Annotated in this window: 20 protein-coding genes; 9 read left to right on the top strand and 11 right to left on the bottom strand. The window is 64.7% G+C overall.

Features of this window, described 5'->3' with window-relative positions; translation table 11 throughout:
• Positions 1 to 160 precede the first annotated feature (160 nt).
• Positions 161 to 1,078 (bottom strand): LysR family transcriptional regulator, encoded by a 918-nt coding sequence (locus KR767_RS13995; protein WP_250876712.1) that lies wholly within the window; start codon positions 1,076 to 1,078, stop codon positions 161 to 163.
• A 139-nt stretch (positions 1,079 to 1,217) separates the two neighbouring features.
• On the opposite strand from KR767_RS13995, the gene KR767_RS13990 reads away from it, so the two are divergent.
• The 3 genes from KR767_RS13990 to KR767_RS13980 all read left to right on the top strand — a co-directional run bounded on the left by KR767_RS13990 (position 1,218) and on the right by KR767_RS13980 (position 3,240).
• Positions 1,218 to 1,787 carry a lipocalin-like domain-containing protein gene (locus KR767_RS13990; RefSeq protein ID WP_166949324.1) on the top strand — a complete coding sequence of 190 codons (570 nt, stop codon included), beginning with the start codon at positions 1,218 to 1,220 and terminating at the stop codon, positions 1,785 to 1,787.
• Between the two features lie 131 nt (positions 1,788 to 1,918).
• A complete protein-coding gene (gene ftsL / locus KR767_RS13985; protein WP_243853234.1) occupies positions 1,919 to 2,305 on the top strand; it encodes a cell division protein FtsL in 387 nt (128 codons plus the stop codon).
• 188 nt (positions 2,306 to 2,493) lie between these two features.
• Complete coding sequence (locus KR767_RS13980; RefSeq protein ID WP_250876711.1) at positions 2,494 to 3,240, top strand: siderophore-interacting protein; 747 nt, start codon at positions 2,494 to 2,496, stop codon at positions 3,238 to 3,240.
• Here KR767_RS13980 and KR767_RS13975 read toward each other — a convergent pair.
• Together KR767_RS13975 and KR767_RS13970 are read right to left on the bottom strand one after the other, a co-directional pair.
• The gene (locus tag KR767_RS13975; RefSeq protein ID WP_250876710.1) at positions 3,207 to 4,571 is read right to left on the bottom strand and encodes a DUF418 domain-containing protein; all 1,365 of its coding nucleotides are present in this window, start codon (positions 4,569 to 4,571) and stop codon (positions 3,207 to 3,209) included. The two genes, KR767_RS13980 and KR767_RS13975, sit on opposite strands and share 34 nt — an antisense overlap.
• Before the next feature lie 153 nt (positions 4,572 to 4,724).
• Entirely contained in the window at positions 4,725 to 5,642 is a 918-nt protein-coding gene (locus KR767_RS13970; RefSeq protein WP_250876709.1) for a LysR family transcriptional regulator, read from the bottom strand.
• Between the two features lie 107 nt (positions 5,643 to 5,749).
• Here KR767_RS13970 and KR767_RS13965 point away from each other — a divergent pair, with 107 nt between their 5' ends.
• Entirely contained in the window at positions 5,750 to 6,460 is a 711-nt protein-coding gene (locus KR767_RS13965) for an HAD hydrolase-like protein (protein ID WP_250876708.1), read from the top strand.
• 14 nt (positions 6,461 to 6,474) lie between these two features.
• On the opposite strand, the gene KR767_RS13960 is transcribed toward KR767_RS13965, so the two are convergent.
• Both KR767_RS13960 and KR767_RS13955 read right to left on the bottom strand, forming a co-directional pair.
• On the bottom strand, positions 6,475 to 7,788 hold the full coding sequence (locus KR767_RS13960) for a PQQ-dependent sugar dehydrogenase (protein ID WP_250876707.1): 1,314 nt from the start codon (positions 7,786 to 7,788) through the stop codon (positions 6,475 to 6,477).
• On the bottom strand, positions 7,781 to 8,212 hold the full coding sequence (locus KR767_RS13955) for a DUF2231 domain-containing protein (RefSeq protein WP_250876706.1): 432 nt from the start codon (positions 8,210 to 8,212) through the stop codon (positions 7,781 to 7,783). Before KR767_RS13955 ends, KR767_RS13960 begins: the two co-directional genes overlap by 8 nt.
• Before the next feature lie 182 nt (positions 8,213 to 8,394).
• Here KR767_RS13955 and KR767_RS13950 point away from each other — a divergent pair, with 182 nt between their 5' ends.
• Complete coding sequence (locus KR767_RS13950; protein WP_250876705.1) at positions 8,395 to 10,497, top strand: TonB-dependent receptor; 2,103 nt, start codon at positions 8,395 to 8,397, stop codon at positions 10,495 to 10,497.
• Here the strand turns inward: KR767_RS13950 and KR767_RS13945 are convergent.
• Positions 10,470 to 11,873 carry an ATP-binding protein gene (locus KR767_RS13945; RefSeq protein ID WP_250876704.1) on the bottom strand — a complete coding sequence of 468 codons (1,404 nt, stop codon included), beginning with the start codon at positions 11,871 to 11,873 and terminating at the stop codon, positions 10,470 to 10,472. The two genes, KR767_RS13950 and KR767_RS13945, sit on opposite strands and share 28 nt — an antisense overlap.
• Before the next feature lie 6 nt (positions 11,874 to 11,879).
• The gene (locus tag KR767_RS13940; RefSeq protein ID WP_166949312.1) at positions 11,880 to 12,353 is read right to left on the bottom strand and encodes an Lrp/AsnC family transcriptional regulator; all 474 of its coding nucleotides are present in this window, start codon (positions 12,351 to 12,353) and stop codon (positions 11,880 to 11,882) included.
• Positions 12,354 to 12,507: 154 nt separating this feature from the next.
• Between KR767_RS13940 and ald the strand changes: the two genes are divergently transcribed.
• Both ald and KR767_RS13930 read left to right on the top strand, forming a co-directional pair.
• Positions 12,508 to 13,626 (top strand): alanine dehydrogenase, encoded by a 1,119-nt coding sequence (gene ald / locus KR767_RS13935; RefSeq protein WP_166949310.1) that lies wholly within the window; start codon positions 12,508 to 12,510, stop codon positions 13,624 to 13,626.
• A gap of 337 nt (positions 13,627 to 13,963) precedes the next feature.
• A complete protein-coding gene (locus tag KR767_RS13930) occupies positions 13,964 to 15,967 on the top strand; it encodes a phosphocholine-specific phospholipase C (protein WP_250876703.1) in 2,004 nt (667 codons plus the stop codon).
• A gap of 210 nt (positions 15,968 to 16,177) precedes the next feature.
• Here the strand turns inward: KR767_RS13930 and KR767_RS13925 are convergent, their stop codons facing one another.
• From KR767_RS13925 to KR767_RS13915, 3 genes are read right to left on the bottom strand one after another with little or no spacing between them, the layout of a single operon-like run.
• Entirely contained in the window at positions 16,178 to 17,575 is a 1,398-nt protein-coding gene (locus tag KR767_RS13925) for an efflux transporter outer membrane subunit (protein WP_250876702.1), read from the bottom strand.
• Between the two features lie 4 nt (positions 17,576 to 17,579).
• Entirely contained in the window at positions 17,580 to 20,717 is a 3,138-nt protein-coding gene (locus KR767_RS13920) for an efflux RND transporter permease subunit (RefSeq protein WP_166949308.1), read from the bottom strand.
• 3 nt (positions 20,718 to 20,720) lie between these two features.
• Entirely contained in the window at positions 20,721 to 21,869 is a 1,149-nt protein-coding gene (locus tag KR767_RS13915; RefSeq protein WP_250876701.1) for an efflux RND transporter periplasmic adaptor subunit, read from the bottom strand.
• Positions 21,870 to 21,991: 122 nt separating this feature from the next.
• On the opposite strand from KR767_RS13915, the gene KR767_RS13910 reads away from it, so the two are divergent.
• Both KR767_RS13910 and KR767_RS13905 read left to right on the top strand, forming a co-directional pair.
• Complete coding sequence (locus KR767_RS13910; protein WP_166949640.1) at positions 21,992 to 22,741, top strand: response regulator; 750 nt, start codon at positions 21,992 to 21,994, stop codon at positions 22,739 to 22,741.
• On the top strand, positions 22,741 to 23,826 hold the full coding sequence (locus KR767_RS13905) for an ATP-binding protein (RefSeq protein ID WP_250876700.1): 1,086 nt from the start codon (positions 22,741 to 22,743) through the stop codon (positions 23,824 to 23,826). Before KR767_RS13910 ends, KR767_RS13905 begins: the two co-directional genes overlap by 1 nt.
• Here the strand turns inward: KR767_RS13905 and KR767_RS13900 are convergent.
• On the bottom strand, positions 23,783 to 24,211 hold the full coding sequence (locus KR767_RS13900; RefSeq protein WP_250876699.1) for a hypothetical protein: 429 nt from the start codon (positions 24,209 to 24,211) through the stop codon (positions 23,783 to 23,785). The genes KR767_RS13905 and KR767_RS13900 overlap by 44 nt on opposite strands.
• Between the last annotated feature and the right edge of the window lie 273 nt (positions 24,212 to 24,484).

The following is a 24,484-nucleotide window of genomic DNA, read 5'->3' as shown; positions in this document are numbered from 1 at the left end:
TCCGTGCCCCCTGGCACACTCCTGGTCCGCGGATGATGACACGCCCGCAGCGGACGAAGGATAACGCGACAGCAGATGACACCCCGATTGGCCATCGTCGTGTGAAATCGCGCCCTCCAGGAACCTGCGTTTCCCCATGCCACAGGCGATGGCCGCCCTGTCAGCGGGCCGCCGGATACCCTTTCGCATGGCCCGCCGGCAACCGCTTCGCCATGTCGGCGTGCAGGAAATCCACGAAGCGACGCACGCGCGGCGGCTGGAATACGTTGGGATGATAAAGCGCATGAATGGGCGCAGGCGCGGACCATGCCGGTGCGTTGACCAGCACGAGCCGTCCTTCGTCGACATCCTTCGCCACCGCCCACAACTGCCGGTACGCGAAACCCTTGCCAAGCACGGCCCAGGTGCGCACCACCTCGCTGTCCGTGCTCTGATGATACCGGCGCACCTGCACCACGGTATCGCCCAGCCGCCACTGGTCGCGCGGCCCCGCATTCGTGGTGATGACCAGCGTTGGCATATCCACGAGTTCATCCGGCGACGATGGCATGCCATGGGCTGCGATACACGCAGGCGACGCGCAGACCACGCGCCAGCTGTCCGCGAGATGTCGCGCCACCATCTCGCCGCTATCCAGCTTGCCGACGCGAATGGCGACATCGACCTCATCAGGCACGAAACGCGACAGTGAATCCGACAACGTCAGTGCGATGCGCACGTCCGGATGCAGTGTCATGAATTGATCGAGGATGTGCACGAGCAGGTTGCGGCCCAGATCCGAAGGAGCCGACACACGGAGCGTGCCACTGACCCGTTCCGTGCCATGGCGCACGGCCTGCTCGGCCTCCTTCATCGTATCGATCGCCTGGCGGCACGAGGCAATGTAGAGACGCCCTTCGTCCGTCAGGCGCAGCTGCCGTGTCGTTCGCTCGAACAGTCGCGCCCCCAGCGAGGCCTCGATCCGCTGCACGCAGGCGCTCGCGGCGGCCGGCGACAAACCGGCCCGACGCCCGGCGGCCGACAGGCTGCCCAGGTCGGCAGCGTCCACGAGCAGTTGCATATCGTTGAGACGGTGCATGACCCCTCTTCCGGGGTGGCATACCCCTGCGCGGATCATCTTCAAGGAATACTTGAAGGTCAATACAGGGCCAGACCCATTATCAAAAGAACCTGCGGGCAAGACGATACGGCCACCCACCACGCATCGAGGTATCGCCATGTCCCGCCCGACCCTTCCTCTGCTGGCGACCCTGCTCGCCCTTATGCTTGCCCCATCGCTCGCCATGGCCGCCAGCCCCATGACGGGATCCACGATGCCCATGGGGCCCAAGCCCATGCCCATGCCCATGCTGCCGAAGGAACTGGTGGGCGCATGGACGCTGGTACGTTGCGACAACGTCTATCCCGACGGTCGCCGCGTCGAACTCTACGGCCCGAATCCTGAAGGCATGTGGCTGATCGATGCCCAGGGCGATTACATGATGCAGATCGTGCGTGCCAGTCGCACGCCGTTCGCGGCCAACGACAAATCCAAGGGCACGCCGGAGGAATACCGCGCCGCCTCGCTCGACAGCAATGCCCATTTCGGCCATGTCAGCGCCAATGCCGCCACTATGGTCATGCACAGCCAGATCGTGCGCGCTTCGTATCCCAACTGGGACGGCAAGGGCGGTGATACCACCTATACCCTCAAGGGTGACGAACTGACCTATACGGTGGCCAAGCCATCCAGCGGTGCCGCGGAAGGCGCGCACGGCGAGGTCGTCTGGCGTCGCGTGCATTCCTGATGATTGCGCGGAAAGGGCGCACTTGAAGCGCCCTTTCCGGTGATGACACGCAACACCGTGCCCGCAGAACGCCAGCAAAACCGCAGGTCAGGCGCAGGTGCAGCCACCAGCATCGGGAGGTCCCCCGCTACATGCGCGCCCACGCGCGCCACCTGCCCATGTCCGATCCGTGGAAAACCGTCGCACGACGCTCGACTGTCGTCGTGCTCGTGCTGTTGTTGCTGGCCGATGTTGCCGAAAGTATCCGCGTCGTGTGGTACAGGCACCAGGCCCGCACGCTCTCCATGCAGCTAAATCGCCTGCGATCGGACCGCGACGCATTGCAATACGAGTACGGACGCCTGCTGCTTGAACAGGCGACCTACGCCGATCCACACGTCGTCGAGGCGCGCGCCACCGAAGAACTAGGCATGCGGCCACTCCCGGTACTGCGCCTCATCCGCGGGCAGCCCCGGACACCCAACTGGCCCATCATGATCGAGCGCGCCAGGCAGACGCCGGCTCAAGAACCCCTGTAGGAGCGCGCCTTGCGCGCGACGGGTCGAAGACTTGTGCCGCCCGGCTATACCGGTCGCGCGCGAGGCGCGCTCCTACAGGGTTTTGCAACATTTGGCCCAAACGCGAAATTATTTGGCCGCTTATCGCAACCGCTTTTCCCCGTGCATGCGTAGGCTGCCGTATATCGGCATCCTCGAAGGCACCACCCATGCGCGAACCCACACACGCCACCCCGGCTCCCCGGGTCGGCAGGCTCGAAGCCGCGTTCCAGAAAATGTTCACGCGCAATGCGCGCGTGCTGGAAATCGAACCCGTCGGCGATCGCTTCCGCCTGATCACCCTCGGCGGCGAAGCCCTGAAACAGGTGAACTGGACACCCGGCGACAAGCTGCAGCTCATGCTCGGCAGCTGGATACAGCGAACCTTCACGCCCATCGAGTGGGACGCGATACGCGGCCGCACACGCATCCTCGCCTACCTGCACGGCGCAGGCCCGGGTGCCTCCTGGGCACGCGAGACCCGGATCGGTGATGACTGCGTGCTCTTCGGTCCCCGGCGCTCCATCGACCTGCGCACGGTCGAGTCACCGGGCCTGCTCTTCGGCGACGAAACCAGCCTCGGCCTCGCATACGCGTTCATGGGGCTCCGGACCACACTGGCCCATCCTTCCGTCATCCTGGAAATGACGCCCTCAGACGACCTGCCACAGATCATGCAGGCCCTGGGGCTGGAGCATGTCGACATCCACCTGCGCTGCCCCGACGATGCGCACCTTCCCGCCGTGGAAGCCCGGGCAATGCATCGCCTCAAGACCCAGCCCGGGCAGTCGTTCGTGCTGACGGGAAAATCCACCTCCATCCAGTGCATGCGACGCGCACTGCGTGGCGAAGGCATCCCGGCGGGACGCTTCCACAACAAGGCTTACTGGGCACCCGGCAAGACAGGGCTGGACTGACCTGCACGCCGCAGCGGCTGCCATGTCCAGTAGGTCAGCGAACGCCAGAGCCATTCAACCGGACCAAACGCGAAGTGGCGCAGCCACAGGCGGCTGAACACCAGGTTGAACGCCCACACCAGGGCCACTGCGTAGAAGTACTGGTAATACTCCAGCGTGCCGTAAAGCTTCCACGGCCCCCAGCTGAAGACGAAAGAGCACAGCAGGCTGGTGAACAGGTAGTTGGTGATCGCCATGCGGCCCACGGCGGCCAGCGAACGGAGCAAGGGCGCCATCCGCCCCGTGCGGACAAGCAGGATCAGCAGTGACGCATTGGCCAGCGTCGCGCTGATCTGCAGGATCGTATAGGGGCAGTACAGCGCCTCCAGCAGCGCCGTCGTGGAAAGGTCATGCGCGAAGACGTACCAGAGGCCGCCAAGGCTCAGCGGAAGCGCAACGGCGTACCCTGCGAGCGCCACCCGGCCATAGACCCGAGAAGGCAGCGCGCCGGAGAGGAACCCCACGCGGAACAAGCCCATGCCGAAAATCATGCAGCCGATGTATTCAAGCATCAGGCCACCCGTCCACTGCTTCCAGTAGAACGCGAGATAGCCCTGGGCGTTGGCGGCAACGGCGTCCAGATAGCCCTTGCGCCCGTCGTGCAGTGCTTCGTCCAGGGCCGGGGCGTCGGCGCTGCGCGCCTTGCTCTCGTCGATCAATGCGCTGCGCTGCGCCTCGGTGAGGGCGGCACCGGAGGCCGCCGTTTCACGTGCCTGCGTGAGGAATGCCTGCTGGGCAAGCGTGGATGGAATCTCCATGAACCCGCTTACACCCACCGTACCGCCGATCAACCATAGCGCGAAGCCGCCGATGAGCAGGCGCTTCGGCGGCACGGCGCGCAGCGGATACAGCACGAGCAAGGCGATCACCGCATAAGTGAGCAGGATATCGCCATTCCAGATCAGCAGGCCGTGGATGAGGCCGAATAACACAAGCCACATGTTGCGCCGATGGAAGATGTCCGCAGCCCGCGCTGCCCCTGCCCGATGCTCGATGCGCTCCAGCAGAAGGATGGTGCTTGCGCCGAACAGCAGGCCGAACAGGGCGCGCATCTTGCCCTCAAGGAAGGTCCACTTCACGGCAAGGATGATCTTGTCGAGCATCGCGTGCCAGCCGACGAAAGCGGGGTGCGCAAGGCCCAGCGGAAAATCGTGGAAGGCTCCTTCCGGACCGGCGAAATCGTCGATGTTCATCAACAGGATGCCGAGCAAGGCGATACCACGCAGGATATCGATCATGCCAATACGGTCGCGCAGGGCGACCGGAGCCGAGGAAGAAGACGTACCGTTCACCACTGCATCGCCATGGATTGTTTATGGACGTCTATTTGGACACAGGACCCAGATCCGGGCTTTGCCGATCCACGCGATTTGCCGCACTTGCATGCATTTTCGAAGATTGCGCAGGATATTTCGCGAAGGGCATGACACCGTGCCAGGCATGGCTTATCTTCGACCCGACCGTTCCGGCAGCGGATAGACGATGGAAAGTGCCGGCGTATCGCGAATCTGCGCGATAAACCGGCTCACCGCCGCCGATCGTTCATGGCGCCGGAACACCGCGGCCACCGTGGATGACACCGGCTTGCCGGCCAGCGCCTTGAATCGCACGCCAGGCAGGCTCACGACATCCTTCAGCACGCTGGGCACGATGGCAACGCCCGCACCCAGGGAGACCTCGGTCAGCACGGCGACGAGGCTGCCCGGCGCCTTGCCGATGCGCGGCGTGAATCGCCCACGCCTGCCGATTTCATGGGTACCCAGGGCCTGCTCGGGGCCGATGAAGGTCTCGCCGGCCAGCGCCTTGGCGCGTATCGGGCTCGATGCACCGGCAAGCACATGAGCCGAAGGCAGTGCCGCGCAAAAGACGTCGTTCAGCAGCACATGCGAAGCAAGCGACGCAGGCAGGCTCATGGGCAACCTGACGAATGCGACGTCGATGCCCCCTTCTTCCAGTAAACCGGGAAGGTCGTCCATGGGACGTTCCGCCGCGACGATAGCCACCTCCGGCGACGCATCGCGAAAGCGCTGCACCTGCGATTGCAACACGCCTGCGAAAGCCGCCGAGCCCACGTAACCGATTTCGATGCGGCCCACTTCGCCTCGCCCTGCCCGCAACCCGACGCTGCGCGCCCGCTCGAACTGCGCAACGGTGAGGCGTGCTTCTTCAAGAAAGGCCTCTCCGGCGGGGGTCAACGACACGCCACTGCGCGAACGCAGGAACAGCCGGGCATGCAGGTCGCGCTCCAGCTCCTGGATTTGCACCGTAAGCGTGGGCGCAGCGATATCCAGTCGCTCGGCAGCGCGTGCGAAGTGGAGTTCTTCCGCAGCGGCGATGAAGTATCTCAGGTGTCGTAATTCCATGGCTGCGCTCCATTAGTCCATGGCTAATGTAAACCTCAAGATGGTGCAATGAAACCGAATGCCGACGGCGCTTGAATGGAGGCATTCCAAAGCCCCGAGCACATCCCATGACCTCGCCCCGTTTCACTCCGCCCGATACCGTCCAGGCCTTCATCCTGGATACCGACCGCGTGGCCGTATTCGACCTGGACGGAACGCTTGTCGATTCCGTCGAAGGCATGACGCTGGCCGTGAATCGCCTGCTGCGCAGCCTGCGCGCACCGCCCCTGGTGTGTCGCGAGGTAGCCGCCTTCCTGGGCCATGGCCTGGAAATGCTCGCCCGCCGCGCATGCCGTTTTCGCGGCGTACAACCCTCCGACGACGATATCCGCCATTTCATCCACGATTACGGCCTCGATCCGCTCACAGGTACCCGGCTGTATCCGGGAGTTGCCGCCACGCTCAGCACCCTGGCGCAGGAAGGCTGGCGCCTGGCCGTGTGCACCAACAAGGCCGAAGACGCTGCCCTGAGCATCCTGGGCGGCCTGGAAGTGCTGGGATATTTCGACGTGGTCTGCGGGGGCGACACGATCGCCTGGCCAAAGCCCGACCCACGCCATATCGAACAGACGCTGCGCCTTGGCGGGCTGGGAGGATTACCCGCCGCCATGATCGGCGACAACGCCGTGGACGTGGCGGCGGCGACGGGCTATGGCATTCCCTGCCTGTTCGCCTCATGGGGTTACGGACAGGCGCCTTCCTCGCAGCCAGCCTCTTCGATCGCCCGCTCGTTCACGGATATTCCCGCCATGCTGGAACAACGGGTGCCCTGCCGGTAAGGACGCTCCGTCAATCAAGGCGATGCCGCAGTAACCCGCCAGATCGTGTTGCCGACATCATCGGCGATGAGCAGGCCACCCTGCTTGTCCTGTGCCATGCCTACAGGAGCGCCGTGAAGCAGTTTTTCGTCTGCCGAGACGAACCCCGTGACGACCGGTTGCATCCTGCCGACTGGCTTGCCGTCCTGGAAGGCGACATAGACCACCGCATAGCCGCTCAGCGGCGAACGGTTCCAGCTGCCGTGTTCGGCAATGAAGGCGCCACCTCGATAAGCCTCCGGCAGGTTGTCGCCCTGATAGAAGAACAGGCCCAGCGGTGCCACATGCGACGTCAGCGCATAATCCGGCTTGATGGCCCTGGCAACTAGGTCGGGGCGCTGGGGTTTCACACGACGATCTTCGTGCTGGCCGAAGTAGCTGTAGGGCCAGCCGTAGAAGCCTCCCTCCTGCACCGCTGTCATGTAATCGGGCACGAGGTCGGCGCCGATCTCGTCACGCTCGTTGACGATGGCCCACAGCTTGCCCGTCTTCGGCTCCCATTGCAGGCCCGTGGGATTGCGCAGGCCCGAGGCGTACACGCGGCTGGCACCGGATGCCACATCGACTTCCAGCACCGCAGCGCGCCGGTATTCCACTGCCAGGCCGTTCTCGCCGATGTTGCTGTTGGAACCGACGCCCACGTACAGTTTCGTGCCATCCGGGCTCGCCAGCAGTGACTTGGTCCAGTGATGGTTGATGGTGTCGGGCAGGTCGGTGAATTCGCTACCGGGATCTGTGATGCGGGTGTCCCATTCCACGTAGCGGTATTTCATGATGTTGCCGGTGTTGGCCACATACAGCGTATTGCCGATCAGCTGCACCCCGAAAGGCGAATCGAGGTGTTCGAGGAAGGGATGCTTTTCCCACTGCCCGTCGCCCGATCGGCGCAGCAGGGTGATCCGGTTGCCGCCCTTTCCGCCCTTGCCCGAATCCGACTTCACGAGCGCGCCGATGAGCTGCTTCGGTGTGGTGGTAGGCTCGGTGCCCGGGCCATTGGATTCGACCACCAGTACGTCGCCATTGGGCAAGGTATACAGTTGCCGCGGATGCATGAGGCCCGAGGCGATCTTCTCGATTTTCAGGCCCTGCGCCACGGTGGGTGCCTCGCCGTCTTTCCAGCCCACGCCCTTGGGCACCTGCATGGGAGGCAGCAGAAAATCCTGCGCCGCGGGCAGCTTCGGATCGGCGCCCATCTGCTCCGAGGGATCGATCGCGCTGCGGTGTCCGCAGCCCGAGGCGAACACCGCCATGGCAAGCACCGCTACGCCGTAACGTCGGGCCTTATGCATGGGGAGCCTCCTTTCGCGATGACTTGCGCACCGTCTCGGTGATGGCTGCCGCAAACAGCAATGCCACGGTCACCGCGGAAAGCCACACGTTCTGAGGTGCCGCGGCATAGGCATCGCGGGTGTGCACCAGCGCATTCACGACTGCCGCCACGATGGCGAACAGGTTGAGCCAGAACGCGGCCCTGCTGCCATATCGCGATGGCCCCCATGTCTGCACCAGGTTGATCAGCCTCGGCACGATCGCGAAGAACAAGCCGAGGGTGATGAGCCACGCGGCGGCCTTGACCCAGAGGATCTCCGCCGTCGATGCATACGTGGCGTCGAAGATCAGCGCCATCACGAAGGCGCCATAGGGCACCGGGTCGAGCAGGTCGAAGATCGCGGTGGCGATCACGGATCGTTGCGGCGTCGAGCGGGATGTCATGGATCGTCCTCATCATGAATCCGGGAAAGGGCCCCTGTCGCGAGTTTAGCGACACGATGACTGGATCATGGGTGCATGCACGGCAACGTGACGATGACGCCATTTCATCGGTATGACTTACGGCCTGCTGCACGCCTTGAATGTTATGTTATAACAATAACACCCGAGTCAGTTGGTGACCCATGAAGCGATCCCTTTTGTCGGCGGCCCTCCTGCTGGGCCTGGCCGGACGGGCGGGTGCGGCCGATGTGACGGATGACGCCACGCCGCAGACCACCCGCCTTTCCGAAATCCACGTGGCGGCCAGCCGCACCGCCCGTAATGACTACGCGCCCGAACTGGGCAGCAGCAGCTATACGCTGGACAGGACAACGATCGACGCCCTGCCCCTGGGCGACAGCACGCCGGTGAACCAGGTGCTCCTGCGTGCCCCCGGCGTGGTGCAGGACTCCTACGGACAGCTGCATATCCGTGGCGACCACGCCAATATCCAGTACCGCATCAATGGCGTGCTGCTGCCCACCAGTATCGGCGGCTTCGGCCAGAGCCTCGATACGCATATCGTCGAGTCGATGCAGTTGCTCACGGGCGCACTGCCGGCGCAATACGGCTACCGCACGGCTGGCGTGGTCGAGATCACCACGCGCAGTGGCGAGCACCTGGACAACGGCGGCAGTGCCGGCGTCACGGCGGGATCGTTCGGCACCTGGAACCCCAACCTGTCGCTGCATGGGCACGAGGGCGGCTGGAGTTACTTCTTTTCGGCCAGTTACCTGCAGAACGACATCGGGATCGAGAACCCCACGTCCAGCCGCAAGCCGGTGCATGACCACAGCAACCAGCGCAATGCCTTCGGCCTGTTGTCCTATGCCATCGACCCGCATATGCACCTGGACATCATGGCGGGCGTGACGAACAACCGCTTCGACATTCCCGACAACCCGCTGGCGAAGCCAGCGTTCGATTATCTCGGGCGCACGACATTCGATGCGTCCACGCTGAACGAGCGCCAGCGCGAGATAACCCGGTTCGGCGTGCTGGCCCTGCACGGCAGGATCGACGAAACCGATTACCAGGTAGCGCTGTCGCAGCGCTACAGCGGCGTGGACTTCCACCCCGACGACATCGGCGACCTCATGTTCAACGGCATCGCGTCGCGGGTACGACGCGGCAGTCGCGCGACCGGGCTACAGGCCGATTTTTCCACGTCGCTGGGGGATACCCATACGCTCAGCTATGGCATGTACTTCAACCGGGAGAAAGCCACCAGCGGTAACGATTCACTGGTGTTTCCCGCAGGTCCCGACGGGCACCAGAGCTCCGGAATACCTGTCGGCGTCCGTGATGACCAGCGCATCGTGGGGCACCAGTACACGGCCTATGTGCAGGATTCCTGGACGCCGTTCGAGAAGCTTACCGTCAACATCGGCGCACGCGCAGACCGCAACAAGGCCTACCTCGACGAAGGCCAGGTCAGTCCCCGCGCTTCGATGTCCTACCGTTTCGATGACGACACGACCGCGCACATTGCCTACGCACGCTACTTTACGCCTGCCCCCACCGAGCTGGTGGCGCCTGCCAACCTGCATCTGTACGACGACACCACCAACCAGTTATCCAGCACCATCGACAGCCGCGTGAAAGCCGAACGCTCGGACTACTACGATATCGGCGTGCAACATCGATTAACCCCGGCACTTACGGTGGGACTGGATGCCTATCATCGCGAAGCGAAACACCTTCAGGATGAAGGGCAGTTCGGAGCGGCACTTATCTACCTGCCCTTCAACTATGCAAAGGGCCGCATCCGTGGCGTGGAACTGAGCGTCAACTACGACAGCGGCCCGTGGTCGGCCTTCTTCAACCTCGCGCAGCAGCGCACCAAGGCTCGGCAACTGACCTCGGGGCAATACAACTTCCAGCCGGACGACCTGGCCTACATCGCCACACACTGGGTACACCTGGACCACGAGCAGCGACTGACCTCGTCCGGCGGTGTTTCCTATGCGTTTGCGCCGGACTGGAAGCTCGCCGCCGACTACCTCTTCGGCAGCGGTCTGCGGCGCGATGGCAACGGCGTGCCGAACGGTGCACACATGCCGGGCTATTTCCAGCTCAACGCCAGCCTGTCGCATCACTTCGGCGTGCACTGGGACGCGCGGCTGGCCGTGATCAATGCACTGGACCGGGGCTACCAGCTTCGCGATGGCACGGGCATTGGCGTCGGCGCGCCACAGTTCGGTCCGCGCCGCGGCTACTACGCCAGCCTGGAACGTTCGTTCTGAAGGGCCCGGGGGAGGCGCGTCCTTACCAGTAACCCACTGCCCCAGGGCGCGTCTTCCAGGCTCACGCGCGCGTGGTGCAGTTGTGCCACGCGCTGCACGATGGAAAGCCCCACCCCGAAGCCATCGCCAAGGCCGCTGGCCTCGCGATGGAAGCGTGCGAACACGGCGTCGCGGCGGTCCGGAGGAATGCCCGGGCCGTTGTCCATGACATCCAGCACGACGTCGGCATCGTCATGCGCTGCACTGATGCGTACCGTGCCGCCGCGCGGTACGTGCCGGGATGCGTTTTCCAGCAGATTGCGGATCATCGCCGACAGGGCGGCATCGTGGCCATCCACCCATAACGGGCTGTCTGGCAGCACCGTCTCGAGATGAAAAGCACCGGTATCCACCGTGGGTGCCCATTCGCCGAGTACGTTGCGCACCACCGCCGAAAGGTCCAGCCGCTCCTGCGGCATCGAGGCGGCATCTTCCAGGCGCGCCAGTATGAGCAGCTGATCGGTACGCCGTGCAAGCAGACGCAGGCTGGCGATGGCGTCCGGCAACGCAATGGCCGAATACTCGGCCGAGGCCGCCGCCGAGGCACTGTCGAGATTGATCATGGTCGCTGCCAGTGGCGTGCGCAGCTCGTGCGCCACGTCGGCGCTGAAACGTCGTTCGCGTTCCAGCGCACCTTCGATGCGCCCGATCTGGGCGTTCAGCGAATCGACGATGGGCTGGATTTCAGGTGCGGTCTCCGGCAACGCCACGATCTCGCGCGAGCCGGGCTCACGCGCCACCAGCAGACGCGTGAGCACATCAAGTGGACGCAGCCCGCGCCGAATCGCCCAGCGCAGGGCAAGCAGCAGCAAGGGCAGCGTAATCAGGACGGGCAACGTACGCTCCAGGGCCACGGCATTCATGATGTCGCGCCGGGAATCGTGACGCTCCGCCACACTGACGATGACCTCAAGCCCGGGATCGATGCGTGTATACACATGCCAGCGGCGCCGCCGCACCATCACGGAATGAATGCGGTCGTCCTGCGGCAGGGCCGCCGGCAGTTCGAGCAGGTTATCCGTGGTGAGCAGCACATGCCCATGCATGTCGGTGATGCGATAGCCCACTTCCGTTTCGAACGGCGACACCATGCCTTTTTCCGTGGCAATGGCCGGTGCTGCCGACGCCTGCTCCAGCACGCCGCTCACGCCCGTCCGGCGCAGCAGGGCATCCAGGGTAAGCGCGGTCTCGCGCAGGCGCAGGTCGGACAGTTCGTTGGCCTTCGCGATCGTGCGGTACGCCGCCAGGCCGCCCATGGGCAACAGCACCGCCATCACCACCCACGCCACGCCCCGGAAAAGGCGACGTTCGATACCTGCGGGTGAGGTGGATTCCATGCGGCGTCAGACCGGCAGCGAGGTGGTCTTCTTTACCGTACGCAAGGCCAGCGTCGACTGCACGCGGACCACGCCCGGCAACTGGGTGAGGATCTCCGTATGGATGCGCTCGAAGTCGGCCGCATCGGCATACACCACCCGCACCATATAGTCGGCCGCACCGGCCAGCAGGCAGCACTCGGTGACCTCGGGATGCCGCTGGATCGCCGACTCGAAAGCATCCAGCGCCGCGCGCCCCTGCTGGTCGAGGGTCACCAGCACGAAGGCAGTGCCAGGCAGGCCCGCTTCCTTTTCGTCCACCAGCATCACGTAGCGTGCGATCAGCCCGCGATCTTCCAGCAGCTTGACCCGGCGCAGGCAGGCCGAGGGCGACAGGTTGATCTGGGCGGCCAGCTCCAGGTTGGTCAGCCGGCCGTCGTCCTGGAGCAGGCGGAGAATGGCCCGGTCGCGGTCATCGAGGATTGGATCGTGGCTTGGCATGAAATTTCAGCAACCCGGGATTTTTTCGCCAGAGATTCGAAGATGCATCATAAAGCATCGGCAAATCGGCGACCTATTGCACGAAGCTTCAATCATACTTCGCCGCCAGCCCCCTTCCCCCGGGGCAGTCCAACCTCAGCTAGAGAGAATCGCCATGCGCATCGGTGTGCCGAAAGAAATCAAGAACCACGAGTACCGCGTGGGCCTCATCCCCTCGTCCGTGCAGGAACTCGTGCATCACGGCCACCAGGTGCTGGTGCAGGCCAGCGCCGGTATCGGCGCAGGCATCACCGATGAAGACTACAAGGCCGCCGGCGCCACCATCGTCGAGGGCGCCGACCAGGTCTTCGCCGAAGCCGACATGATCGTGAAGGTGAAGGAGCCCCTGGCCGTCGAGCGCAAGAAGCTGCGCAAGGGCCAGATCCTGTTCACCTACCTGCACCTGGCCCCGGACCTGGAGCAGACGAAGGACCTGATCGACTCGGGCGCCGTCTGCATCGCCTATGAAACCGTCACCTCGCCGAACGGCTCGCTGCCGCTGCTGACCCCGATGTCCGAGGTCGCCGGCCGTCTCGCCCCGCAGGTGGGTGCGCATTCGCTCGAGAAGGCCCAGGGTGGCCGCGGCGTACTGCTGGGTGGCGTCCCGGGCGTGCCGGCTGCCGAAGTCGTGATCCTGGGTGGCGGCGTGTCCGGCACCCATGCGGCCACCATCGCCGTGGGCATGGGCGCCAAGGTCACCGTGGTAGACCGCTCGGCTGACGCGCTGAAGCGCCTCGCCACGCAGTTCGGCACCTCGATCTCCACCGTGTTCTCCACGCGCTCGGCCATCGAAGAGCTGGTGCGTCGTGCCGACCTGCTGATCGGCACCGTGCTGGTCCCGGGTGCCGCCGCGCCGAAGCTCGTCACCCATGACATGGTGCGCACCATGAAGCCGGGTTCGGTCATCGTCGACGTTGCCATCGACCAGGGCGGCTGCGTGGAAACCTCGCACGCCACCACCCATGCCGACCCGACCTACGTCGTCGACGGCGTGGTGCACTACTGCGTGGCCAACATGCCGGGCGCCGTCGCCCGCACGTCCACCTTCGCGCTGAACAACGTGACCCTGCCCTACACCCTCGCCCTGGCCAACCACGGCTGGAAGAAGGCGCTGGCCCAGGACGGTCACCTGCGCAACGGCCTGAACGTCTGCGAGGGCCAGGTCACCTGCGAACCGGTCGCCCAGGCACACAACCTGCCGTACGTGAAGGCCGAGAGCTTCCTCGCGCAGTAAGCCGCAACACCATCGCCCGGGCGCAATGCCCGGTCGATGCCAACATGCCGAAACATCCAGCATAACGACCATCGTGACCATCCCTCACGTCGTTCCTGCGAAAGCAGGAACCCAGGGCGGTGCGACCGGTTTTAGCCAGAGGGCGCCTGTACACGAGCCGATGAGACATGCTCGTGTTGACTGGCGAACCGGGGCGCTGGATTCCAGCCTTCGCTGGAATGACGGGTAGACAGGTGGCGGGGATTGTCCAGCCACGGTCAGAAAGCTGACGCGCCTGCGGCATGCTGCTGAAACGCCCTCGCGGTGTCGTATGACGACATCCAGCAGGGAGATTGGCATGAGCAGCATCGACGACGTCAAGCGACGCAGGTTCCTCAAGATGACAGCCGCCTCGGCAGGCGGGCTGGCCGTATCCGTGCTGCCTCCGGCGATCCGGCAGGCGCTGGCGACACCGGCGGCGACGGTCACCGGCAGCATCCAGGACGTGCAGCACGTGGTGATCTTCATGCAGGAGAACCGCGCCTTCGATCATTACTTCGGCAGCCTCGCCGGCGTGCGCGGCTTCGGCGATCGCGTGCCCGCTCCCCTGCCCGGCGGCACCGCCAACGTATGGCAGCAGCCCTACGGCCAGGGCCGCATGCTGCCCTTTCACATGGATACGAAAACCACCAGCGGCATCTGCATCAATGCACCCGCCATGAGTTATCCGGTGGACACCGCCATATGGAACAACGGCCGCTTCGATGCGTGGAACACCGCACGCTCGCCGGGCCTTGGCATGGGCTACTTCACGCGCGACGACCTGCCGTTCTACTACGCCCTCGCCGATCAGTTCACCATCTGCGACCAGTATTTCTGCTCCACGCTCACCCAGACCAACCCGAACCGGCTGCATCTGTTCTCCGGCAGCAATGGGCTCTCCGTGGGACAGGCCGCCGTGCTGGACAATACCGAGCCCGCAGCCGGATTCGGCTGGATGACGTATGCCGAGCGTCTTCAGCAGGCCAACATCAGCTGGAAGGTCTACCAGCAGAGCAACAACTTCGACGACAACGCGCTTGCGTGGTTCGCATCGTTCAAGAAGGCCAAGTCCGGGCAGCCGCTCTACGATCGCGGCATCGCCGTGAGCACCGACCTGGTGAAGGCGTTCGCACAGGATGTCGCCAACGATACCTTGCCCAAGGTGTCGTGGATCGTGGCGCCGGATTACCTTTCCGAGCATGCCAACTACAAGCCAGCCTACGGCGAAGACCTGAGCGCACGCCTGCTTGCCGCGCTGGTGGCCAATCCGGCGGTCTACGCAAAGACCGTGTTCATCCTCAACTACGACGAGAACGGCGGCTTCTACGATCACGTTCCCCCGCCGACACCGCCTTCGTCGTCGGCCAATGGCTTGTCCACGGTAAGCACCAAGGGCGAGATCCAGGACGACAAGCCGATCGGCCTGGGTTTCCGTGTGCCGATGACCATCGTCTCGCCATGGACGCGCGGCGGCTGGGTCTGCTCGGAGGTGTTCGACCATACCTCGGTACTGCGATTCCTCGAGGCACGCTTCGACGTCAAGGAAGACAACATCAGTCCATGGCGCCGGGCCGTCTGCGGCGACCTCACCTCTGCATTCGACTTCAGCGGCGCCAGTACGGCATGGCCTTCGTTACCCGATACCAGCGGCTACACGGCGGCTGCCGATACGCAATGCAAGAGCCTGCCATCGCCGGTGGCACCCGCCACGCCTTCGATGCCGCAACCCGAGTCCACGCGTACCCGGCCTGCCCGTGCCCTGCCCTATGAGCTGGATATCCAGGGCCATGTAGAAGCATCGACGGGGCGTTACGTGCTGGAATTCCTCAACACGGGAAGTGCGGGCGCGGTGTTTCAGGTCTATGCGGCCAACCGCGGCGACGGGCCGTGGCGCTATACGGTCGAGGCGGGCAAGACGCTGTCCGACTACTGGAGCGCGAAGACCTATACCAAGGGTATCTACCAGCTGGAAGCACATGGCCCCAACGGCCTCCTGCGCGTTTGGAACGGCCAGGTCGCCACGGCGGCCACCATGCCGGAAATCGTTCTTGCCTATGACCCGGCAAACGGACGGTTGAAGCTGACCCTGACCAATGCGGGTGACGGTCCGTGCACGTTTACCGTCAGCAATGGTTATGTGGCGGAGGATGTGCGGATCTATCCGGTGCCCGCGCGGGGTTCGCGTGGGGACAGCTGGGATATCGCAGACAACGCGTGCTGGTACGACCTCACGGTGACGGTGGCCGAAGTGTCGGGATGGTCGCGACGCGTGGCAGGCCATATGGAAACCGGCGCCCCCAGCACCAGCGAACCCATGTAGGAGCGCGCCTTGCGCGCGACACGATGGTGCGTTATCGCCTCATCGGGCAGTCGCGCGCGAGGCGCGCTCCTACAAAAGCATTGCGTTCACGGGTCGCCCTACACCCCGAGTAAAACCCTGTAGGAGCGCGCCTTGCGCGCGACACCTGCGGAGCCATGAGGTCATCGGCTTCGTAGCGGTCGCGCGCAAGGCGCGCTCCTACACGGGGTGTTACGTTGTGCCGCCGCCCAGGGCCTTGTAGAGGTTTACCGTGTTGGTCAACGCCGCACGACGCAAGTCCAGCAGGGACTGTTCCGCCGCGTAGCGTTGCCGCTGCGCGTCGAGCAGTTCGAGACGGCTGTCCTGCCCGGCCTCGTAGCGAAGCCCGGAGAGCTTCGCCCTGCGCGTGGCGCTATCCACCACGCGCTGCTGTGCGCCCAGCTGATCGCCGTAGGTCGCCTGCCCGGCCAGCCCGTCGGATACCTCGCGGAAGGCTACCTGCAAGGCCTTTTCATAGCTCACGATAGCGCTGGACTTGCGGATCTCGGCCAGACGAAGCTCCGCACGCAGCTTGCCGCCCTGAAAAATCGGCTGGGTGATCTGCGGCGTGAACGACCACGTCTTGCTGGCACCCTTGAACAGGCTGCTCAGCTCACCGCTGCCAAACCCATAGGAACCTGTCAGCGTAATGCGTGGAAAGAACGCAGCACGTGCCGCGCCAATATCCGCATTGGCCGCCTTCAGCTCATGCTCGGCCTGCGCCACGTCCGGACGCCTTGCGAGCAGATCCGACGGCAACCCCGGAGGCAGACTTGCCACCACGGGCCGTGCATCCAGCGCCACGGGTGCGGGCAGATCCGCCGGCAACGAAGCGCCGACCAGCAAGGTCAGTGCGTTGTCAGCCTGTGCCAGCTCGCGCTCGCGCGCACGGATATCGGCTTCGGCCTGATCCACCTGCCCTTCAGCCTGGGCGAGGTCGATGCCACCCACCTGGTCGGCACCATGCAGTGCGCGGGTGATGCGCAGGGACTCCTGCCAGTCGGACAAGGTACGCCGCGACAGTTCCAGTTGCTCGGCAGCGACACGCTGCTCTACATAGGCCTGCGCCACCCCGGATACCAGCGTGATGCGCGCCGCACGGGTGCCCTCCTCGCTTGCGAGGTAACGCTCCCATGCAGCATTTGACAGCGAACGCACGCGCCCGAACAGGTCCACCTCGTACGCGGCCAGATCCAGCGTGGCGCTCTTCTGGTCCAGTCCACCGGGCACGCCGGGTTGCAGCGACTGCTGCCCGCTGCCACCGCTGCGCTGCAACTGGCCGGTAGCGCCGAGCGACGGCAGTCGCGCAGAACGCTCCACGCGGAACTGCGAATGCACCGCCTCCGCATTCAGCACGGCAAGCTTCAGGTCGCGGTTGTTGACCAGCGCCAGGTCGACCAGCGAGCGCAGGCGCGGGTCGGGCATGACCTGCTGCCAGCCCAGGGTGGAAGCATTCTCACCGCCACCGGCCGGATGCTGCGCATACACGAGCGGCAAAGGGCTGTCGGGCCGCACGTAGTCCGGGGCCATGGAGCAGGCGGTGGCCGTGAGGGCCACCGCGAGCAGGGTCGTCAAACGGAACATAGACATCGGATCACTCTCCGGGCAGGCGTCCGGCCTGCGCCTCGGGTGTGTTGCGCTTCCTGCCGAAGCGATCGGCAAGGCGCTGGACCACCATGAAAAACACCGGCACCAGGAAGATCGCCAGCAGGGTCGCGGTGACCATGCCGCCGAACACGCCCGTGCCGATCGCATGCTGGGTCTCCTGGCTCGCGCCACGGGCCAGCATCAGCGGCACCACGCCAAGTGCAAAGGCCAGCGAGGTCATGAGGATCGGGCGCAGGCGAAGCTTCGCCGCCTCGATGGTGGCCTCGACCAGACCCTTGCCTTCACCGCGCAACTGCCGTGCAAACTCCACGATGAGGATCGCGTTCTTCGCCGAAAGACCGATCACCGTGATCATGCCCACCTTGAAGAACACATCGTTCGGCAGCCCTCGCACAAGGACGGCGGCGATTGCGCCGATGAGGCCTAGCGGTACCACCAACATCACGGAGAACGGGATCGACCAGCTCTCGTAGAGCGCGGCAAGCACCAGGAACACCACCAGCATCGACAGCAGCATCAACGCCGGGGCCTGCGCACCGGCCTGTTTCTCCTGCAACGACTGGCCCGTCCACTCCACCGCATAACCCGGTGGCAGTTCCGCCACCAGTCGCTCCATCTCCTCCATGGCCTGGCCGCTGGAATATCCAGGTGCGCCAGAGCCACTGATACGGACTGCCGGATAGCCCTTGTAGCGAATCATCTGCAAGGCCGTCTGCTTCCAGACCGGATGCACCACCTCGGACAACGGCACCATGCCGCCGCGATCATTGCGCACGTAAATCTTCAGCACGTCGTCCAGCTGCATGCGGAAAGGGGCATCCGCCTGCACGATCACCTGCTGCATGCGGCCATGGTTGGGGAAGTCGTTTACATAGCTCGAACCCATGGCCGCCGACAACGCGTCACTGATGACCGTGAAGTCCACACCCATGGCCCGGGCCTTGTCACGATCGATATCCAGCGAAATGCTGGTACCCGGTGGCAGGCCCTCGGGATAGACAAACGCCAGTTTCGGGCTTTGCGCCGCCAGTTCCAGCAGCTTCGTCTGCGCCGCTTCCAGCTCGTCATTGCCACGATTGGCGCGGTCCACCAGGCGCATCGCGAAGCCGGAGGCATTGCCCAGGTCGTCGATAGCCGGAGGCATCAGGCTCATGATGGTGCCTTCCGGCGCATCGGCCATGGCCGCCTGCGCCTTGGCCACTTCCTCCTGCGCCGTCGCGCCGTCGCGTTCGCCCCAGTCCTTCATCATCGTGAAGGCCAGCGCCGCATTCGGGCCGGAACCGGCAAAGCTGAAGCCCAGCACCGACTCGTTGTTGGCGATACCCGGTTGTGCATCTACATGCTTCTCGTAGCGCTTGATGATGTCGAGGGTGCGCTCGGACGTGGCATCGGATGGCAGCTGGAAGGAGGTGATGAAATAACCCTGGTCTTCCTCGGGCAGGAAGGCCGAAGGCAGCATGTGGAACCCGGCCACCAGCAGCGCCACGATCACCGCAAAGCCTGCCATCGCACGCCCTGCCCGTTTCAGCACGCCCCCCACGATGCGGCCATAGCCCGTGGTCATGCGTTCGACACGACGATTGAACCAGCCGAAGAAGCCACGCTTCTCGTGATGACCCGGGTCTACCGGCTTGAGCAGCGTGGCGCAGAGCGCCGGTGTCAGGCTCAGCGCCAGGAAGGCCGAGAAGATGATGCTCACCGCCATGGAAATGGTGAACTGCCGGTAGATCGCACCCACCGAGCCGCTGGCAAAGGCCATGGGAATGAACACGGCCGTGAGCACCAGCGTGATACCCACGACGGCTCCGGTCAGTTCGCGCATGGCGCGCGAGGCCGCTTCCTTCGGCGACAGTCCTTCACTGGCCATCAGGCGTTCCACGCCTTCCACCACGACGATGGCATCGTCCACGATGATGCCGATGGCCAGCACCATGCCGAACATCGTCAGCACGTTGATCGAGAACCCCGCGATGAGCATCACCGTGAAGGTGCCAAGCAACGCGATCGGCGCGACGATGGCGGGAATAAGCGTGTAGCGTACGTTCTGCAGGAACAGGTACATCACCAGGAAGACCAGCACCATCGCTTCGAGCAGGGTATGCAGCACCTTCTCGATCGACACCTTCACGTAGGGCGAGGTATCGAAAGGAATCGAGGCATACATGCCCTTGGGCATCGTGGGCGCCAGTTCGGCGAGCCGCTGGCGGATGGCATCGGCTGTCTTCACGGCGTTGGCACCCGGGCTCAGCTGCACGCCGGCACCCGCCGAGGGGTGACCGTGCTCGCGTACCGAGAACGTGGTGGTCTGTGCGCCAAGCTCCACGCGCGCGACATCTCCCAGCACCACCTTCGAGCCGTCGGCATTGCTGCGCAGGACGATGCGGGAGAATTCCTCCGCATTCGTCAGCTGGCCCTGGGCCAGCAGCGGCAGGGTTACGCGCTGGCCGGGCACCGTCGGGTTGTCGCCGATGCGTCCCGGGGATATCTGCACGTTCTGCTGCGCGATGGCCGCAGTGACGTCGCCCAGCGAGATTTTCAGCGCCGTGAGCTTGTTGGGATCGACCCAGATGCGCATGGCCCGTTCGGAACCGAACAGCTGCACGCGACCCACGCCATCGATGCGGCGCAGCTCTTCCACGACGTTGCGCGCCATGTAATCACTGAGCGTAAGGTCGTCGATCCTGCCGCCTTCGGAGTTGAGGCTCACCACCATCAGGAAGCCCGAACCCGACGATTCCAGGTTCAGGCCGTTCTGGCGCACCGACTGCGGCAGGCGCGGCTCGATGGTCTTGATGCGGTTCTGCACGTCGACCTGGGCCAGTTCCGGATCGGTGCCGGGCTTGAAGGTCACGGCGATTTCCGCCGAGCCCGTGGTATCCACCGTCGATTCGAAGTACAGCAGGTTCTTTACGCTGGACAGCTCGCGCTCGATGAGTCCCACGACGGCATCGTTCAACGTTTCCGGCGTGGCACCCGGATACGTGGCGTAGATGGTGACCCGTGGCGGCGCCACGGTGGGATATCGCGCGATCGGCAGCATCGGAATGGCGATGAGGCCGAACAGCACGATGAAGATCGCGATCACCCAGGCGAACACCGGGCGATTGATGAAGAATTGCGGCATGGTTCAATGCTCCGCGACAGCGGCCTGGCCGCCCGCATCGGCGGGCTTCCAGGGACTGGCGTTGACGACGACGTCGGCCTGCAAGCGATCGAAACCTTCCACCACCACGCTTTCGCCGGCGGCGAGGCCGTCCTCGATCACGTACTGGCGATCCACGAGCGGTCCGAGACGGACCGGGCGCGGATGGGCCTTGTGCTGGGCATCGACGATCCAGAGGCTGGGATTGCCGGCGGTATCCCGCGCCACGGCTTCCTGCGGCACGCGCAGCATCGGACGCGGCGCGCCACGGGGTACACGTGCACGCACGAACATGCCGGGCAACAGCAGGCCCTTGTCGTTATGCACGGCGATACGCATCACGACGTCGCCGGTCCCCTCATCCACACGCAGGTCGGAGAACAGGATCTGCCCTTCCAGAGGCATGGGTTCGTTGCCATCGCCCAGGAAATGAGCCGTGCGCGGCGTACCCTGGTCGGCCTGCGCACGCACGGCGGCGAGCATGCCGGCAGGCTGGCGCACGTCGACATACACCTCGTCCATCTGCTGCACGCGCGCCATCGGCTGGGCGTCAGACTGCGAAACCAGCGCGCCTTCGGTCACCAGCTCCTGGCCGATGCGGCCCGAGATGGGCGACCGTATGGTGGCGAAACCGAGATCGACCTTGCGCCGTGCCAGGTTGGCCTGGGCCTGCGCGACCTCGGCCGCCGCCTGGTCGCGCTGGGCGACGGCGTTGTCGTACACCTGCCGGCTGATGGCATCGGCATCCACCAGTCCGGTAAGCCGGCGTACGGTGATCTCGGCCTGCGCAAGGGCCGCCTGCGAGCGCTTCAGCGTGGCCGCCGCGCTATCCGCTTCGGCCTGGAAAGGCGCCGGATTGATCTGGAACAGGGGCTCGCCGGCCTTGACCACGCTGCCCTGCTCGAACAGGCGGCGGGTGACGATGCCACTCACCTGGGCACGGATTTCGGCCGTGCGACCCGCGACCACACGTCCGGGCAGGTCGTCGGTCACCTGCGTGACGACCGGTGCAACCGTGGTCACCGTGACCACCGGAGGTGGCACGGCAGGTGCCTCCTGCTTGCCACAGGCAACCAGCAGGGGCAGCAGTAACAGGTACGCCAGTCTCCATGGACGACGCGAAAAGGGCTTCATGCTCATTCGTGGGGTGGGATCGGGTGGAAAACCATGCATCCTAGGCGCCTGTCTTGGGCTTTCCGTGGGTAGTTCGTGGAGATACGATGGAGAACCCCGGTTTTCGTCCGTGCATTTCCGCCATGGCCGCTCCCTCTCCCACACCGGGTCATCCCGAACCGAACGACCGGCTGCGCGCTGCGCAACTCGTGCTCGTGGCGGAAGATGACCCCGACATCGCGGACATCATCCGCTCCTACCTCACGCGCGACGGTTATCGCGTGGTGCATGCGGCGGACGGACAATCCGCGCTCGACATGCATCACAGCCTGAAACCCGACCTCATCGTCCTGGACGTGGGCATGCCGCACGTCGATGGCTGGAACGTGCTGTCGGAAGTGCGTCGTCGCGGGCAGACACCAGTGATCATGCTCACGGCCTACGACCAGGACATCGACAAGCTGATGGCCCTGCGCATCGGTGCGGATGATTACGTGGTCAAGCCGTTCAATCCGGCCGAAGTCGCGGCGCGTGTCGGCGCGGTGCTACGGCGCAGCGGCCGTAGTGAATCGTCAACCGTGCAGCAGCATCGCGTCGGCCCCGTCGAGATCGATCTCGAAACGCATTCGGTGTACGTGATACAGGGCGAATCGCGCCTGTCGCTCACGCTGACGCTCACCGAATTCAAGCTGCTTGCCCGCATGGCGCGCACGCCGCAACGCGTGTTCAGCCGTTCCGAATTGCTGGCTGCCTGCCTTCCCGAAGGTGACACGCTGGAGCGCACGGTGGACAGCCATGTCAGCAAGCTGCGCAAGAAACTGGAGGATGCCGGCGTGCCCGGCATGCCGGTGAGCGTGCGTGGCGTGGGCTATCGCCTGGAGTCGTCGGGCTGATGCAACGACGCAGTCTCAGCCGGCAGATCGTACTGTCCACGGGTGCCGTCGTGCTGACGGTGATCGGCCTGTTCCTGGTCACCTCGTACGTGCTCTACGCCTTCCTGTTCGACGACATGATCGTGCCCGAGCAGACGGAAAACGACTGGCTACCCACCAATACCGAGCTGGTGTGGATGGGCACGGTCACCCTGGTGGGCCTCATCCTTGCCACGCTTTCGGCCCAGAAACTCGCACGGCGCATCCTGAAACCCCTGAATTCCGTCGCCAGCAGCATCCGGCTCGCCGCTTCCGGCGATCTCAGCGCGCGCGCCGATGCTGGCGACGAGTCCCTTGGCGAAACCGCCGAGCTCGTACGCGACTTCAACGCGCTCGCCGAGCGCCTGGAGCGGATTTCGTACGAACGCACCACCTGGAATGCCGCCATCGCGCACGAGTTGCGCACACCGGTGTCGATCCTGCGCGGCCGGCTTCAGGGTCTCGCAGAAGGCGTGTTCGAGCCGGACGAAAGCCTGTTTCGCAACCTGCTTGTCCAGGTGGAGGGGCTGTCGCGCCTCATCGATGACCTTCGCGTGATCAACCTCGCCGACAGCGGACACCTGGGCCTGCAACTCACCGACGTGCACCTGGCGGAGGAAATCCGCATGCTCGTGGCCCTGGTGCAGCCCAGCTTTTCCGCGCGCCAGCTGGAATTCGACCTGGATCTCGACGAGGACACCATCCACTGCGATGGCGTGCGTATCCGCCAGGCCTTGCTTGCGGTGCTCGACAACACCGAGCGCTATGCGTCACCGGGAACGGTGTGCATCCGTCTGCGCATGCAGGACGACGCAGCGACGATCTGTGTGGAAGACGAGGGCCCGGGCATGCCCGCCGAACTGCGTGACCACGTCTTCGATATCTTCCGGCGTGGCGAGGAATCGCGTGGACGCCACAGTGGTGGCAGCGGCCTGGGTCTCGCCATCGTTCAGGCCATCGTGCAGGCCCACGGGGGCTATGCGGTATGCGAAGAGGGCCGCAAGGGCGGCACCGTCTTCCGGCTCAACCTGCCTCGTGGCCCGGCGATCGAGGATGTGTTCGCGTAGCGGAGGCACGCGATACGGCGATGCGTCCGTTGGCAAAATAATCGCGCAGCAGGTGCACGGCCTCTTGTGACTCGATTTCGCCCCGGGAAAACGACAGGCACAGTTCCAGCGTATCGCTGAAGAACATGGCGCTGACCGGCACGTAATGCCCCTGCACGCTTTCACCGGCCCCGGCGTGCTCCAGCGTCGCCACGGCCTGGCCCAGCGCCGCGTACTCGGCGCGATATCTGCGCATGATCTCCAGCAGCTGGCCGTCATCCCGGTGAAAACTTGCCGCCGTGATCAGCGCCCGGGCCGGTTGCCCCCCGCGATGCAGCGCCGTGGCCAGCCGGATGTGCCGTGAGCGGCGCATGGCCCGCATCGCAAGTTTCAGGAACGACATCATGGAGTGGAAGCTTCCTCCGGGAGGGCAATGGCACCACGCTGCCAAAGGAAGCTGAGGCGGACCTTAGGAAGATAGCCGCCCCACCCCGCCACGGGAAGACCCACCCCCACCATGTAGGAGCGCGCCTCGCGCGCGACCTGTTGGAATGGTGTCGCTCCGGAGTAAAGCAGCCCTTGTAGTGTTTCGCTCCGTAGCAAGGGCTCGCCTATCGGCCTCGCGCTCGGCGCTGGTACGTGGCGTTGCAGAGGCGACGGGGGCGGCCCTTGGCGCTCC

Origin of the sequence: Luteibacter anthropi (assembly GCF_023699965.1) — a bacterium.
Taxonomy (GTDB): Bacteria; Pseudomonadota; Gammaproteobacteria; order Xanthomonadales; family Rhodanobacteraceae; genus Luteibacter; species Luteibacter anthropi.
The sequence above is the reverse complement of the archived record's forward strand: the minus strand, read 5'-3'. Positions and strand labels throughout refer to the sequence as shown.